Origin of the sequence: Plantibacter flavus (assembly GCF_900177615.1) — a bacterium.
Classification (GTDB): domain Bacteria; phylum Actinomycetota; class Actinomycetes; order Actinomycetales; family Microbacteriaceae; genus Plantibacter; species Plantibacter flavus.
On sequence record NZ_FXAP01000001.1, the window covers coordinates 631876 to 645093 of the forward strand.

Genomic DNA, 13218 nt, shown 5'->3' on the forward strand with positions numbered 1-13218 from the left:
CGCCCGCGGCCCTGCGCGGTAGGCTGAAGCCAAATGTTTGACTTGGACCTCTCCACACAGATCAGTACCCTCCGCTCGACCTTCGACGACATCCGCACCGTCGTCGACGTCGACCGTCTCGAAGCCGAGATCGCGACGCTGAGCGAGCAGGCGGGTGCCCAGGATCTCTGGGACGACACGACGAACGCGCAGAAGGTGACGAGTGCCCTCAGCCACCGTCAGTCCGAGCTCGCCCGCATCACCAGCATCGCGAACCGGCTCGACGACCTCGAGGTGCTCATCGAACTCGCGACCGACGCCCAGGACGAGGAGTCGGCCGAAGAGGCCCGCCAGGAGCTCATCAGCCTCCAGAAGGTGCTCGGCGACCTCGAGGTGCAGACGCTGCTGAGCGGCGAGTACGACCCTCGCCCCGCCGTCGTCACCATCCGCGCCGGTGCCGGCGGTGTGGACGCCGCCGACTTCGCCGACATGCTGTTCCGCATGTACCTGCGGTGGGCCGAGCAGCACAAGTACCCGGTCACCGTCATGGACACGAGCTACGCGGAGGAGGCCGGCATCAAGTCGGCCACCTTCGAGGTCGACGCACCGTACGCCTTCGGCACGTTGAGCGTCGAGGCGGGCACGCACCGCCTGGTGCGCATGAGCCCCTTCGGTGCCGCCGGCAAGCGGCAGACGAGCTTCGCCGCCGTCGAGGTCATCCCGCTCATGGAGGAGACGGAGATCGTCGAGATCCCCGAGTCGGACATCCGTGTCGACGTCTTCCGGTCCAGCGGCCCTGGCGGCCAGTCGGTCAACACCACCGACTCCGCCGTTCGCATCACCCACCTGCCGACCGGCACGGTCGTCTCGATGCAGAACGAGAAGAGCCAGATCCAGAACCGCGCCGCGGCCATGCGCGTGCTCCAGTCGCGACTCCTCCTCATCCAGAAGGAGCAGGAGGCCGCGACCAAGAAGGAGCTGGCCGGCACCATCACGGCGAGCTGGGGCGACCAGATGCGCTCCTACGTGCTCGCGCCGTACCAGATGGTCAAGGACCTGCGGACGGAGCACGAGCAGGGGAACCCCGCAGCGGTGTTCGACGGCGATCTCGACGGGTTCATCGCCGCGGGCATCCGCTGGCGGTCGATGTCGAAGCCGGAGTAGCGTACCGCGGCATAGTGTTCGCCCAGCCCTCGTACAGGGTACGGATCGCGGGCGTGTCCTGCCCGTAATCGGCAGGTCGCTCCATAAGCTCAAGGAGCCATGATTCGGTTTGATCACATCTCCAAGAAGTATCCGGGAACCTCGCGTCCCGCGCTCAACGACGTCGATTTCGAGATCCTCCGGGGAGAGTTCATCTTCCTCGTCGGTGCCTCGGGGTCGGGGAAGTCGAGCTGCCTCCGCCTGATGCTCAAGGAGGACAAGCCGAGCAAGGGCAAGATCCATGTGCTCGGCCACGACCTCGGTTCCATCTCGAACCGCAAGGTGCCGTACTTCCGGCGCAGCCTCGGGGTCGTGTTCCAGGACTTCCGACTGCTGCCGAGCAAGACGGTCTACCAGAACGTCGCCTTCACCCTCCAGGTGATCGGCAAGTCGCGCGGCTTCGTCCAGGAGGCCGTCCCCGACGTCCTCAAGATGGTCGGACTCGACGGCAAGGCGCAGCGCCTGCCGCACGAGCTGTCCGGTGGTGAGCAGCAGCGCGTCGCCATCGCCCGGGCGATCGTCAACAAGCCGCAGATCCTGCTCGCCGACGAACCGACCGGTAACCTCGACCCCGCCACCAGCGCCGGCATCATGCAGTTGCTGGAGCGCATCAACGCGGGTGGGACGACGGTCGTCATGGCCACGCACGAGGCCGGCTTCGTCGATCAGATGCAGCGCCGGGTGATCGAGCTGCAGGACGGTCAGATCGTCCGTGACGAACGCCACGGTGGATACGGCACGACCGCGGCCATCCCGGGTCTCGTCAGAGGATCCTCCAAGGCTGCCGGCCCGTCGGCACAGACCGCTCCCGCAACGGCCTCGACCCCGGTCACACCCGCCGTCGAGACCTCGTCGGTTCCGGTGACGACCACGACCTCGTCCGTCGCTGCCAGCTCCGAGCCCACGACGAGTGCCGTTGCCGCAGCCGCGGTCGCCGCCACCGCGGCCACGCCGACCGCTCCAGTCGAACCGACCGCGCCCGCCGCGGTCTTGCGCGAGACCCCGCCACAGGCCGACACCGACGAGGTCGTCACCCGGGTGTCCAGCTCGACGCCGATCCAGGAGCCGGCCGCAGCGCCCGTCGCCGAGCCTGAGACCCCCGCGACGCGAGCCGAGGAGTCGACACCGGAAGCGCCCGAGGCCGAGCCGACGACGCCGAAAGCGGAGCCCGCCGTGCCACCGGCGGCTGCGGTCCCGGAGGTCGCGCCTCCGCAACGCCTGAGCAACGCCACGGGCCCCATCGGGCTCCCGGCACGCAACGAGATCGACCCGATCGAGGTCGAACACCTGTCGCTCGCCGAGCGACTCGGCCTGCGTGCCGCGGCGCGCGGCACTGAAGACGGAGAGCAGAACGTGGGGCCGACCAAGTGAGACTCGCACTGATCTGGTCCGAGGTCTGGAACGGCCTGCGTCGCAACGTCTCGATGGTCGTCTCCGTCGTGCTCGTGACGTTCATCTCGCTCACCTTCGTCGGTACGGCCGTCCTGCTGCAGATGCAGATCGGCCAGATGAAGAACTACTGGTACGACCGCGCGCAGGTCGCGATCTACCTCTGCACCGCCGACAGCGCGGGCGACACCTGCGCCGCCGGCGCCGCGACCGAGGAGCAGCGCGCCGCGGTCCAGAGCGCCCTGGAGTCGTCGACCCTCGCCCCCTTCGTCGACAAGTTCTACTTCGAGGACCAGACGCAGGCGTTCACGAACTTCCAAGAGCAGTTCAAGGGCAACGACATCGCACAGTTCGTCACGGCGGACCAGCTGCCCGAGACCTTCTGGGTGAACATGAAGGACGCCTCGCAGTCCGACGTGCTCGTCGAGGCGTTCTCCGGCGTCGCGGGCGTGGAGCAGGTGACGGATCAACGCCAGTACCTCGACCAGATCTTCTCGGTCCTGAACATCGCCAGTTACACGGCGATCGGGATCGCAGCGCTCATGCTGGTCGCCGCAGCCCTGCTGATCGCGACGACCATCCGATTGTCGGCGTACTCGAGACGCCGGGAACTCGGCATCATGCGGTTGGTCGGTGCATCGAACCGGTTCATCCAGACACCGTTCATCCTCGAGGGTGTGTTCGCCGCGCTCATCGGCTCCATCCTCGCGGCCGGGGCGGTGATCACCATCGTCCAGGTGTTCGTCCAGGGATACCTGGCGGACCGCATGCGGTACGTCAACTTCGTCGATCTCGGTGACGCCTTCGTGGTCCTCCCGATCCTGCTGCTCGTCGGCGTGCTGTTGGCGGCGATCTCGGCCAACTTCGCGATCTCGCGGTACCTCAAGGTCTAACGGGGGAGCGGTGCGGCCACCGCACCGCTCGCTCTGCGTTAGACTGACAGGCTGCCGCGATCGCGGCCGGTCCGTTCCGATGGATCCGAACCAGAACGTCAGGAGTACACCGTGCCGAGGGAACGGGGCGAGAACGTCGTGGCCACGAACCGCAAGGCCCGCCACGACTACACGATCGAGGACACCTACGAGGCCGGCATGGTCTTGACGGGTACCGAGGTGAAGTCGCTGCGAGCCGGGCGGGCGTCGCTCGTCGACGGGTACGCCTTCATCGACCGCCGTGAGGCGTGGCTCGACGCGGTGCACATCCCCGAGTACGGTCAGGGCACGTGGACGAACCACCCGCCGCGGCGGAAGCGCAAGCTGCTGCTGCACCGTGAGCAGATCGACAAGATCGCCCACAAGATCGCCCCCGGAGGTTTCACCCTCGTGCCGTTGAAGATCTACTTCAAGGACGGCAAGGCCAAGGTGGAGATCGCCGTGGCGAAGGGTAAAAAGGAATACGACAAGCGGCATGCCCTGCGCGAGAAGCAGGACACCCGTGAGGCCGCGCGCGCGATGGCCACCAGGAACCGGCTCGGCGAATAGGTGACAGTGCCCCTCGGGCGCGGTACACTTGAAAGCTGCACCGCAAGGTGCTCGTCCACCGTTCGCGGTGGATTGACAACTCGACAGCGTGTGACAACGACCCTCTTCGCCTCGTTCTCCGAGGCGCTGAGTCCATGGGGATGATCGGTTTCGACATTGCCTGCGAAACTGCGAGAAGCGGGTCGAGGATGCAGGGTTATCTCGTCAACGATCTCTGCAAAACAACAAGTGCCAACTCTAAGCGCACTGACTTCGCCCTCGCTGCTTAAGCGAGCCCGATAGTCCGTCAGACCGAGCGTGTCCCCGTCTCGGATCCTGGCGTCATCTAGGGGACTTGCTGGATGACGGAGCCGCGACGTCATCCGGGACTTTTCTTCGGCTGGGCCCGTCGACCAAGATGCCCTTGTCAATGGTCGGGGCCGAGTAGAACGCATTAAGGGATACGCCCGTAGAAGGCGCAGAATCACAGCAGTGGACGGGGGTTCAATTCCCCCCATCTCCACTCCGGACGTTGTCACACGCTGCCGAGTCGACGACAGGCCCTCGCTCTTGTGGGGGCCTGTCGTCGTTCCTGGGGTCGGAGGGGTACCGACGGGCTGCTAACCTGGGAGTCCAGAGGCCGCCACCACCCGGGAGACCTGCATGGCGACAATCCTGCTTGTTTTTGCTGCGATCGCCGTCGCCACGCCCACACTCACTCGAGTGCTGTCGACGAAGGTCTTCTACGTCATCGCGTGTATGCCCGCGGCGGCATTCGTCTGGACGCTCTTCCAGACCGGCACGGTCACGGCCGGCGGCACGGTCGTCGAGACGATCGAGTGGATCCCGCAACTGAGCATCGCGCTCTCGTTCCGGATGGACACGCTCGCCTGGCTGCTGTCCCTCGTCGTGACCGGCGTCGGTGCCCTGGTGCTGCTCTACTGCGGCCGCTACTTCTCCTCGACCGAGCCCGGCCTCGGTCGCTTCGCCGCGCTCCTCTTCGCCTTCGCCGGCACGATGTTCGGCCTCGTGACCGCCGACGACATCATCGTCATGTTCATGTTCTGGGAGATCACGAGTGTGCTCTCCTACCTGCTGATCGGGCACTACACCGATCGCAAGGAGAGTCGCGGTGCCGCGCTCCAGGCGCTCCTGGTGACGACCTTCGGCGGGCTCGTCATGCTCGTCGGCGTCATCATGATCTCCGTGCAGGCGGAGAGCACCTCGCTCGCCTCGATCGTCGAGCAGGGCCTGACCAGCCCCGCGACCACCGTCGCCATCCTCCTCATCCTCGTCGGCGCGATCTCGAAGTCGGCGCTCGTCCCGTTCCACTTCTGGCTGCCCGCCGCGATGGCCGCACCGACGCCCGTGAGCGCCTATCTGCACGCTGCGGCGATGGTGAAGGCCGGTATCTACCTCGTCGCGAGACTCGCTCCCGGTTACGCCGACACCCCGGGTTGGGACGCGATGCTCGTCGGTCTGGGCGTCCTCACCATGGTCGCCGGCGCCTGGCGGTCGCTGCGTCAGTACGACCTCAAGCTGGTCCTGGCTTACGGGACGGTGAGCCAGCTCGGATTCCTGATGGTCATCTCGGGATACGGCACCCGCGATTCGGCTCTGGCCGCCGTCGCGCTCCTGCTCGCCCACGCCATCTACAAGGCGGCGCTCTTCCTCGTGGTCGGCATCATCGACCACCGTGCCGGGACGCGTGACTGGCGGCACCTCTCCGGCCTGGGGCGTCAGACGCCGGTGCTCGCCGTCATCGCGGCGATCGCGGTCGCCTCGATGGCCGGCATCCCACCGCTCTTCGGGTTCGTCGCGAAGGAGGCCGTCTTCACCTCACTGCTGGAAGGCGCGCTCGAGGGCGACGTGTGGGGTTGGGTCGCGATCATCGGGACCGCCGTCGGGTCCGTGCTGACCGTCGCGTACAGCGCCCGGTTCCTCTGGGGCGCCTTCGGAGACCGGCGCGGCGCCGCGCCGACCGAACTGCATGCCGAATCCGGAACGATCATGATCGCGCCGGGCATCCTCGCCGTCGCGACCATCGCTCTCGGCTTCGCGACGAAGCCCATCGACACGGTGCTCGCGCCCTACGCGGACTCCGTGGGGGAGGGCGACTACCACCTCGCGCTCTGGCACGGCCTCGAGCCGGCGCTCGGCATCTCGGCCGTCGTCGTGCTGCTCGGTCTGCTGCTCTTCCGCTGGAGGCTCCCGGTCGCGCGTCTGCAGGACCGCCTGCCACCCCTCATCGACTCCTCGAAGGGGTACTGGGCGGCCACCCAGGGCATCGACCGGCTCTCCGCGAAGGTCACCCTGTTCGCCCAGCGCGGCGGGCTCGTCCAGTACCTGTCCACCATCCTCGTGGTCTTCGTCCTGACCCTCGGCACGATCGCCCTCCTCGGGCGCGCCTGGCCGAGTGAGATCCGGCTGTGGGACTACCCCGCCCAGGTGGCCATCGCCTTCATCATGGCGACCGCGGCGATCGCGGCCGCCCGGGCGAAGCAGCGCATGGCCGCCGTGCTGCTCGTCGGCGTCACCGGGTTCGGGCTCGTCGCGCTGTTCGCCCTGCACGGCGCTCCCGACCTCGCGCTCACCCAGGCCCTCGTCGAGACGATCACGATCGTGGTGTTCGTCCTCGTGCTCCGCCGACTCCCGGCCAAGATCGCCCAGCGCAACGCTCCGGTCCACCGCGTCCGTCGGGTCGTCATCGGGACGTTCACCGGCCTGGTCATGGGACTCATCGGAGTCATCGCCCTGGGCGCCCGACAGGCCGAGAGCATCGCGACCGAGCTGCCACGGCTCGCCGTCGAGGAGGGCCACGGCAAGAACATCGTCAACGTGATGCTCGTCGACATCCGGGCCTGGGACACCATGGGCGAGATCTCCGTGCTCGTCGTGGTGGCCACCGGTATCGCGAGCCTGCTCTTCGTCTCACAGCGGGGCGCCGAGGTCCCGCGCCTCAGCGGTGCGCGGCGTCGACGGATCCCGGGCCTCCGATCCCAGGTCGTGTCGGACCCCCACCTCGCGGACAGCGAGATGGAGGCGCCCCGCGACGCTGTAGGACGGCACTCATGGCTCATCGGTGGCCGGGCGATCGCCGAGGCGAACCGTTCGATCCTCCTCGAGGTCCTCGTGCGGCTCCTCTTCCACCCGGCGATCGTCGTCTCCGTCTTCCTCCTCTTCGTCGGCCACAACGAGCCGGGCGGTGGCTTCGCCGGCGGTCTGCTCGCGGGCCTCGCGCTCGTGATGCGGTATCTCGCCGGCGGACGCTACGAGCTCGGCGAAGCCGTGCCGATCGACGCGGGCAAGGTGCTCGGCATCGGTCTGCTGCTGGCGGTGGGGACGGCGGTCGGGTCCCTGTTCTTCGGCGGTGAGGCGCTCCAGTCCGCGTACTTCTCGGCCGACGTCCCGATCCTCGGACACCTCTCGTTCGGCACGTCCAGCATCTTCGACATCGGCGTCTACCTCGTCGTCGTCGGACTGGCGCTCGACATCCTGCGCAGTCTCGGGGCCGAAGTCGACCGTCAACAGGAGGAAGCCGACATCGACGAGCAGAGTACGGACGAGTTCTCGGCGAGTGAGGCCGAGCAATGAGCGCCTCACTGACCCTCGTCGTCCTGATGGCCGTCATGTACGGCACCGGGGTGTACGTCATGCTCGAGCGGAGCCTCACCAGGTTCCTCATCGGATTCGTGCTCGTCGGTAATGCGACGAACCTCCTCATCCTGATCATGAGCGGCCCGAGCGGCACCGCACCGCTCGTCACGGGCACCGCCTCCGACGACCGCATGGTCGATCCGGTGCCGCAGGTGCTCATGCTCACGGCCATCGTCATCAACTTCGGTGTGACCGCCTTCATCCTGGCCCTCATCTACCGGACCTGGTGGTTGGCACAGCTCGGCGACGAGGGCGACACCCTCAGCGACGAGCACGCCGACGACACGGAGGCGGCGACGGAGGCGGTCTTCAACCAGGTCGACCTGGACGACGAGGCCATCCAACGGGTCCTCGACGAGAGCAACGAGCACGGCGACGACAGTCACACGACCAGGAAGGGGGCAGGCGAATGAACGCACTCGTCCCACTCGTGGTCATGATCCCGCTGATCGGCTCGGCGATCGCGCTCATGTTCCGCAACCGCCGCAAGACGCAGGTGGCGATCAGCGTCGTCGCGCTCACCGCGGTGACCGTGATCAGCGCGATCCTGCTCGCTGCCGTCGACCAGAGCGGCACGATCGTCGTCGAGCTGGGCGGCTGGTCCCCGCCGTGGGGGATCGTGCTCGTCGTCGATCGGCTGTCCGCGATCATGCTGCTCGTCGCCGCCTTGATGCTGCTGGGCGTCCTCATCTTCGCCATCGGTCAGGGCATCGTCGACGGCGACCGCGAGACGCCGGTGTCGATCTTCCACCCGACCTACCTGGTGCTGGCGGCCGGGCTGTTCGACGCCTTCGTCGCGGGCGACCTCTTCAACATGTACGTCGGCTTCGAGATGCTCCTCGCCTCCAGCTACGTCCTCCTCACCCTGGGCGGCACCGGAGCGCGGATCCGCGCCGGCGTCACGTACATCGTCATCAGCCTCATGTCGTCACTGCTCTTCGTCGCCGCGATCGCCCTCATCTACGGCGCGACGGGCACGGTGACGATCGCCCTCGTGGCGGACCGCGTGCGCGACCTGCCGATGGAGGTGCAGGCGATCCTCTGCGCCGCACTGCTGCTCGGCTTCGCGGTGAAGGCGGCGGTGTTCCCGCTGTCGTTCTGGCTGCCCGACTCCTACCCGACCGCGCCGGCGCCGGTCACGGCGGTGTTCGCGGGCCTGCTGACGAAGGTGGGTGTGTACGCGATCATCCGGACCGACACACTCATCTTCAAGGACGTGCCGCTGGCGACACCGTTGATGGTCATCGCCTTCCTGACCTTGCTCATCGGCATCTTCGGCGCGGTCGCCCAGGCCGACATCAAACGACTGTTGTCGTTCACCCTGGTAAGCCATATCGGTTACATGATCTTCGGCATCGCCGTCGGCGGGGTCGCCGGGACCGCCGCGACGATCTACTACATCGTCCACCACATCGTCGTCCAGACCACGCTGTTCCTCACCACCGGTCTCGTCGAGCGGATCGGTGGGACGACCTCCATCTCCCGGCTCGGCGGGATCCTGAAGGCCTCGCCGATCGTCGGCGTGCTGTTCTTCATCGGAGCGATGAACCTCGGCGGCATCCCGCCGTTCTCGGGCTTCCTCGGCAAGATCGGGCTGTTCCAGGCGGGTGTCGCCCTGGGCGACCCGCTGTCGTACATCCTCATCGCCGCCGGAGCCGCGACCTCGCTCCTGACCCTGTACGCGTTGGCGCGCGTGTGGAACATGGGCTTCTGGCGTGGGAAGGACGAGGTCGCCGGATACTCGTCGCCGTTGCTCGACCAGCTCGCGGAGAGCCCCGAGGACTCGGGCTCGGTCGACACCAAGACCATCTCGCGCCCGATGATCGGTGCCACGACCGGCATGGTCGCGTTGACCCTCGCCCTGACGGTCTTCGCGGGGCCGCTCTTCGGACTGGCCACGCGGGCGGCTGAGAACATCGAGGACCCGGACAACTACATCACCGCGGTCTTCCCCGACGGAACGGAGCACCTGAAGTAATGCAACCGTCACGTCGTCGCGCACTGTTCAGCCAGGCCCTCCTGCTGGCCGGACTCATCCTGCTCTGGTGTCTCCTGTGGGGGATGTTCGACCTGCTCACCCTCGTCACCGGCCTCGGGGTCGCGTTGCTGGTGTCGTTCCTGTTCTACCTGCCGGCCGTCGAGCTGAGCGGCCGCATCAACCTCTGGCGGACCGCGATCTTCCTGGGCAAGCTCCTCGTCGACATCGTGCGGGCGAGTGCGGAGATCGCGTGGCTCGTCCTCAAACCGAGGTTCCGCTCCAGTAACGCGGTGATCGCGGTCCGTCTGCGGACGACCTCCGACCTCATCATGAGCTGGACGGCCGAGGCGGTCTCGATCGTCCCAGGCTCGATCGTGGTCGACCTCGACCGCACGGCCTCGACGCTCTACCTGCACGCGTTGAACGTGCACGACGACGCCGACATCGACGAGGTCGTCGCCGAGGTCCTCGGAACGGAGCGACGGCTCATCCTCGCGATCGGATCCCGCGCCGAGGCGGACGCCCTCCGCCACGACCATGACCACGTCTCGATCGGAAGGGGGCAGTGATGCTCGTCGTGATCATCATCGTCGCCGTGCTGTTCGGTGCCGCGGCTCTCGCAGCGGTCTACCGGATCATCCGCGGGCCGAGCCTCCTCGACCGCGTGATCGCCTCCGACGTGCTCGTCGCCACCGTCATGTGCGCGATCGGGGCCGAGATGGCGATCAACCGTCACACGGACGGCCTGCCGGTCCTCCTGGCGCTCGCGATGTTCGCGATCGTCGGCTCGGTCAGCGTCGCCCGCTTCATGTCGAAGCAGGACGACGCATGACCGGCGAGCTGATCCGCGACATCGTCACCGGCGCCCTCGTGCTCGTCGGGGCGATCATGTGCTTCGCCGCCGGCGTCGGCCTCCTGCGCTTCCCCGACGTGCTGTCCCGCCTGCACGCGGCCACCAAGCCGCAGATCCTCGGGCTCATCGCGATCATGGCCGATGTCGCCGTCTCGAGCCCGACGGTCGGGACCATCACGATCGCGATCGCGATCATCGTGTTCCAGAGCCTCACCGCGCCGATCTCCGCGCACATGGTCGCCCGGGCGGCGTACCGGAGCGGCAACTTCGACGCGGCCGTCCTCGTCCGCGACGAGCTCGCGGGACGCGAAGAACTCGGCGAGGAACGACATCCCGGCCACACGCCCGAATAGCGGCACAATGTCCCCATGGGAATGCTCATCTACGGGTCCGGCGACGAGTACGAGATCGAAGACCGCGCGCTCGCGCACCTGAAGGCCGTCATCGGGGCGAAGCTGCGCCGACAGGAGAGTTTCTTCCTCAGCTGGGCGAACGATCCCGAACACGGTTCGGGACGACGCTCGCTCTGGTTGTCCCCGAGCATCCCGCTGCAGTTCCGCTTCTTCGGGAGCCGCCCGCCGGAACTCAACCGCGCGTGGCTCGAGGTCCTCTCGGATTCATCGCACACCCCGCGAGGGCTGCAGCTCATCCCGGAGTCCGAGGTCGAGGGGTATCTCGCGGGGAACGGGGCGTCGCGCGCCGCGGGCACCGAGCCTCACGACCAGGACCACGGCTAGGACGGGTCGTCCGTCCCGACGAGCAGGACGCGGAGCGCTGTCTCCGGTGAGCCGCGACCGTCCGGTGGGATCGTCTCGCCGTGCGTGTAGCGATCGACGACCCGCGGGTCGACGTAGCTGGACTTCGCAATCGCCGGGGTGTTGCCGAGGACCGCAGCCGCGTCGCGCATGGCCTGTGCGAGGACCTTCGAGCGCGCTGTCTTGCTCTGCACGGGTCCGGCCTTCGCCAGGCTCTCCGCGGCCGCGACGGTGCCGTGCAGCGTCCGGAAGTCCTTCGCGGTGAACTCGCCGTTCGTCTGCGCCCGGACGTAGTCGTTGATCTGGCTCGCCTGGAGGTGGCGCCACCGGTTCCCGTCCTTCCAGGCCAGGAGGCGGGCGTGCGGTCCACGGCGCTTCAAGGATCGGATGAGCGAGGCCAGGTCGGCGTCGACGATGTCGGACTCCCAGGGCTGTCCACTCTTCGCCGGGAACTTCAGCGCGACGGTGTCGCCGCTCACGCGAGCGTGTGCACCCTCGAGGGTCGACAGGCCATGACTGCCGTTCGCCTCCGCGTACTGCTCGCCGCCCACGCGCAGGGAGCCGGTGTCGAGCATGCGGAATGCGCCGGCTGACACCCGTGCCAGTGGGTACCCCTCGAGCCGGAGGTCCCGCGTGACCCGACCTCGCGCGGCAGGAAGGGCCTCGGCGAGGGCCAGGGCGCGGTCGAACTTGCTCCGGTCCTGACGCTCGCGCCACGACGGGTGATAGAGGTACTGCCGTCGCCCGGCCGCATCGATCCCGGTCGCCTGGATGTGCCCGTTCGCGTAGGGGGTGATCCAGACCTCGTTCCACGCGGGAGGCACCACGAGGCCTTCGATCCGGGCTCGGATCTCCTGATCGTCGAGGAGCGAGCCGTCCGGCAACCGGTAGCTGAAACCGCGCCCGGATCGAACCCGTCGGATGCCCTGTCCGTTCACGTCGCTGCGCCTCAGTCGTACCATCCGCCCAGCGTACGACGCGGCCGGATCCCGCTCGGCGGGCTTGCGCGGTGCCGTGCGCTCGTGTCAGCCGACGGGTGGCAGCTCGGCGAGGAAGGCGTCGTGCAGGCGCCCGTTCGTCGCGAGGGAGCTCCGCGTGGAGATGGTCTCGATGCCGTCGATGTCCGTGAAGCGACCGCCGGCCTCGAGGACGATCGGCACGTGGGCGCCCAGGTCGTACTCCTGCACGCCGAATTCGGCCACAGCGTCGATCGAGCCCTCTGCGAGGAGCATGTAGGGCCACATGTCACCGATGGCCCGATCGCGCCACAGGGAGCCGCACAGGGCCAGTAGCTGGGGGATCCGCCCGACCGAGGCCCACTGCGCGATGCTCTGGAAGCTGAAGGACGCGTCGGCGAGGTCGGAGACCCCCGAGACGGACAGCCGGCGCGGGGTGGTCTCGCCGAACCGGACGCCCCACGCACCGTGCCCGATGGCACCCCACCAGCGGGCGTGCATGGCGGGTGCGCTCACGACGCCGACGACAGGCACGCCGTCGACGGCGAGGGAGATGAGCGTCGCCCAGTTCGAGACACCGCGGAGGAAGTTCGCCGTCCCGTCGATCGGGTCGATGATCCACTGGCGATCCGTCGGGCCCTGCGCGCCGTACTCCTCGCCGAACACGCCGTCGTCCGGGCGCTCGGTCTCGAGGATGCCACGGATGGCGCGTTCGACGGCGAGGTCGGCGTCCGTGACGTGCGAGCGGTCCGGCTTGGTGGAGACTTCGAGGTCGCGGGCCTCGAAGCGGTCCATCGCGATGCGGTCGGCCGCGTCGGCGAGCCGGAGCGCGAGATCGAGGTCGGCGGGGGAGACGGTCACGGGTTCGGTCACCTCTCCAGGATAGGGTCGCGCGGGCCTGATCGAACGACGCTCGAGGGGCCGGCGACGTGCCTCCGCGACACGCCGACCGACTCGATTTCGCACCCGGGCCAGTTGGGTGCTAGTG

The 13218-nt window shown here is 67.9% G+C and carries 13 protein-coding genes and 1 other RNA gene; 12 read left to right on the top strand and 2 right to left on the bottom strand.

Annotation, left to right across the window (positions count from 1 at the left end; all coding sequences use genetic code 11):
• Positions 1-33 precede the first annotated feature (33 nt).
• The 12 genes from prfB (at position 34) to B9Y95_RS03055 (ending at position 11256) form a co-directional block, all read left to right on the top strand.
• Complete coding sequence (gene prfB, locus B9Y95_RS03000; protein WP_079705593.1) at positions 34-1143, top strand: peptide chain release factor 2; 1110 nt, start codon at positions 34-36, stop codon at positions 1141-1143.
• A gap of 99 nt (positions 1144-1242) precedes the next feature.
• On the top strand, positions 1243-2553 hold the full coding sequence (gene ftsE, locus B9Y95_RS03005; RefSeq protein WP_085510570.1) for a cell division ATP-binding protein FtsE: 1311 nt from the start codon (positions 1243-1245) through the stop codon (positions 2551-2553).
• A complete protein-coding gene (gene ftsX / locus B9Y95_RS03010) occupies positions 2550-3464 on the top strand; it encodes a permease-like cell division protein FtsX (protein WP_085510571.1) in 915 nt (304 codons plus the stop codon). Before ftsE ends, ftsX begins: the two co-directional genes overlap by 4 nt.
• Before the next feature lie 111 nt (positions 3465-3575).
• On the top strand, positions 3576-4052 hold the full coding sequence (gene smpB, locus B9Y95_RS03015; protein WP_056007115.1) for an SsrA-binding protein SmpB: 477 nt from the start codon (positions 3576-3578) through the stop codon (positions 4050-4052).
• A gap of 136 nt (positions 4053-4188) precedes the next feature.
• Positions 4189-4557: a transfer-messenger RNA gene (gene ssrA / locus B9Y95_RS03020) on the top strand.
• A gap of 137 nt (positions 4558-4694) precedes the next feature.
• The gene (locus B9Y95_RS03025; protein WP_085510572.1) at positions 4695-7625 is read left to right on the top strand and encodes a Na+/H+ antiporter subunit A; all 2931 of its coding nucleotides are present in this window, start codon (positions 4695-4697) and stop codon (positions 7623-7625) included.
• The gene (locus tag B9Y95_RS03030) at positions 7622-8101 is read left to right on the top strand and encodes an NADH-quinone oxidoreductase subunit K (protein ID WP_079705596.1); all 480 of its coding nucleotides are present in this window, start codon (positions 7622-7624) and stop codon (positions 8099-8101) included. Before B9Y95_RS03025 ends, B9Y95_RS03030 begins: the two co-directional genes overlap by 4 nt.
• A complete protein-coding gene (locus B9Y95_RS03035) occupies positions 8098-9666 on the top strand; it encodes a Na+/H+ antiporter subunit D (RefSeq protein WP_079705597.1) in 1569 nt (522 codons plus the stop codon). The genes B9Y95_RS03030 and B9Y95_RS03035 overlap by 4 nt, the downstream gene beginning before the upstream one ends.
• A complete protein-coding gene (locus B9Y95_RS03040; protein WP_085510573.1) occupies positions 9666-10235 on the top strand; it encodes a Na+/H+ antiporter subunit E in 570 nt (189 codons plus the stop codon). The genes B9Y95_RS03035 and B9Y95_RS03040 overlap by 1 nt, the downstream gene beginning before the upstream one ends.
• The gene (locus B9Y95_RS03045) at positions 10235-10498 is read left to right on the top strand and encodes a monovalent cation/H+ antiporter complex subunit F (protein WP_085510574.1); all 264 of its coding nucleotides are present in this window, start codon (positions 10235-10237) and stop codon (positions 10496-10498) included. Before B9Y95_RS03040 ends, B9Y95_RS03045 begins: the two co-directional genes overlap by 1 nt.
• Complete coding sequence (mnhG, locus tag B9Y95_RS03050; RefSeq protein ID WP_085510575.1) at positions 10495-10872, top strand: monovalent cation/H(+) antiporter subunit G; 378 nt, start codon at positions 10495-10497, stop codon at positions 10870-10872. Before B9Y95_RS03045 ends, mnhG begins: the two co-directional genes overlap by 4 nt.
• Before the next feature lie 15 nt (positions 10873-10887).
• The gene (locus B9Y95_RS03055; RefSeq protein WP_085510576.1) at positions 10888-11256 is read left to right on the top strand and encodes a DUF7882 family protein; all 369 of its coding nucleotides are present in this window, start codon (positions 10888-10890) and stop codon (positions 11254-11256) included.
• Here B9Y95_RS03055 and B9Y95_RS03060 read toward each other — a convergent pair.
• Positions 11253-12236 (bottom strand): DNA topoisomerase IB, encoded by a 984-nt coding sequence (locus tag B9Y95_RS03060; RefSeq protein WP_085510577.1) that lies wholly within the window; start codon positions 12234-12236, stop codon positions 11253-11255. The genes B9Y95_RS03055 and B9Y95_RS03060 overlap by 4 nt on opposite strands.
• Before the next feature lie 63 nt (positions 12237-12299).
• The gene (locus B9Y95_RS03065) at positions 12300-13103 is read right to left on the bottom strand and encodes an inositol monophosphatase family protein (RefSeq protein ID WP_085510578.1); all 804 of its coding nucleotides are present in this window, start codon (positions 13101-13103) and stop codon (positions 12300-12302) included.
• Positions 13104-13218 lie beyond the last annotated feature (115 nt).

What these genes read in the sequence shown, in the direction of transcription:
- prfB (WP_079705593.1), top strand. Translation starts at nt 34, where the DNA reads ATGTTTGACTTGGACCTCTCCACACAGATCAGTACCCTCCGCTCGACC.
- ftsE (WP_085510570.1), top strand. Translation starts at nt 1,243, where the DNA reads ATGATTCGGTTTGATCACATCTCCAAGAAGTATCCGGGAACCTCGCGT.
- B9Y95_RS03025 (WP_085510572.1), top strand. Translation starts at nt 4,695, where the DNA reads ATGGCGACAATCCTGCTTGTTTTTGCTGCGATCGCCGTCGCCACGCCC.
- B9Y95_RS03030 (WP_079705596.1), top strand. Translation starts at nt 7,622, where the DNA reads ATGAGCGCCTCACTGACCCTCGTCGTCCTGATGGCCGTCATGTACGGC.
- B9Y95_RS03035 (WP_079705597.1), top strand. Translation starts at nt 8,098, where the DNA reads ATGAACGCACTCGTCCCACTCGTGGTCATGATCCCGCTGATCGGCTCG.
- B9Y95_RS03040 (WP_085510573.1), top strand. Translation starts at nt 9,666, where the DNA reads ATGCAACCGTCACGTCGTCGCGCACTGTTCAGCCAGGCCCTCCTGCTG.
- B9Y95_RS03045 (WP_085510574.1), top strand. Translation starts at nt 10,235, where the DNA reads ATGCTCGTCGTGATCATCATCGTCGCCGTGCTGTTCGGTGCCGCGGCT.
- mnhG (WP_085510575.1), top strand. Translation starts at nt 10,495, where the DNA reads ATGACCGGCGAGCTGATCCGCGACATCGTCACCGGCGCCCTCGTGCTC.
- B9Y95_RS03055 (WP_085510576.1), top strand. Translation starts at nt 10,888, where the DNA reads ATGGGAATGCTCATCTACGGGTCCGGCGACGAGTACGAGATCGAAGAC.
- B9Y95_RS03060 (WP_085510577.1), bottom strand. Translation starts at nt 12,236, where the DNA reads ATGGTACGACTGAGGCGCAGCGACGTGAACGGACAGGGCATCCGACGG.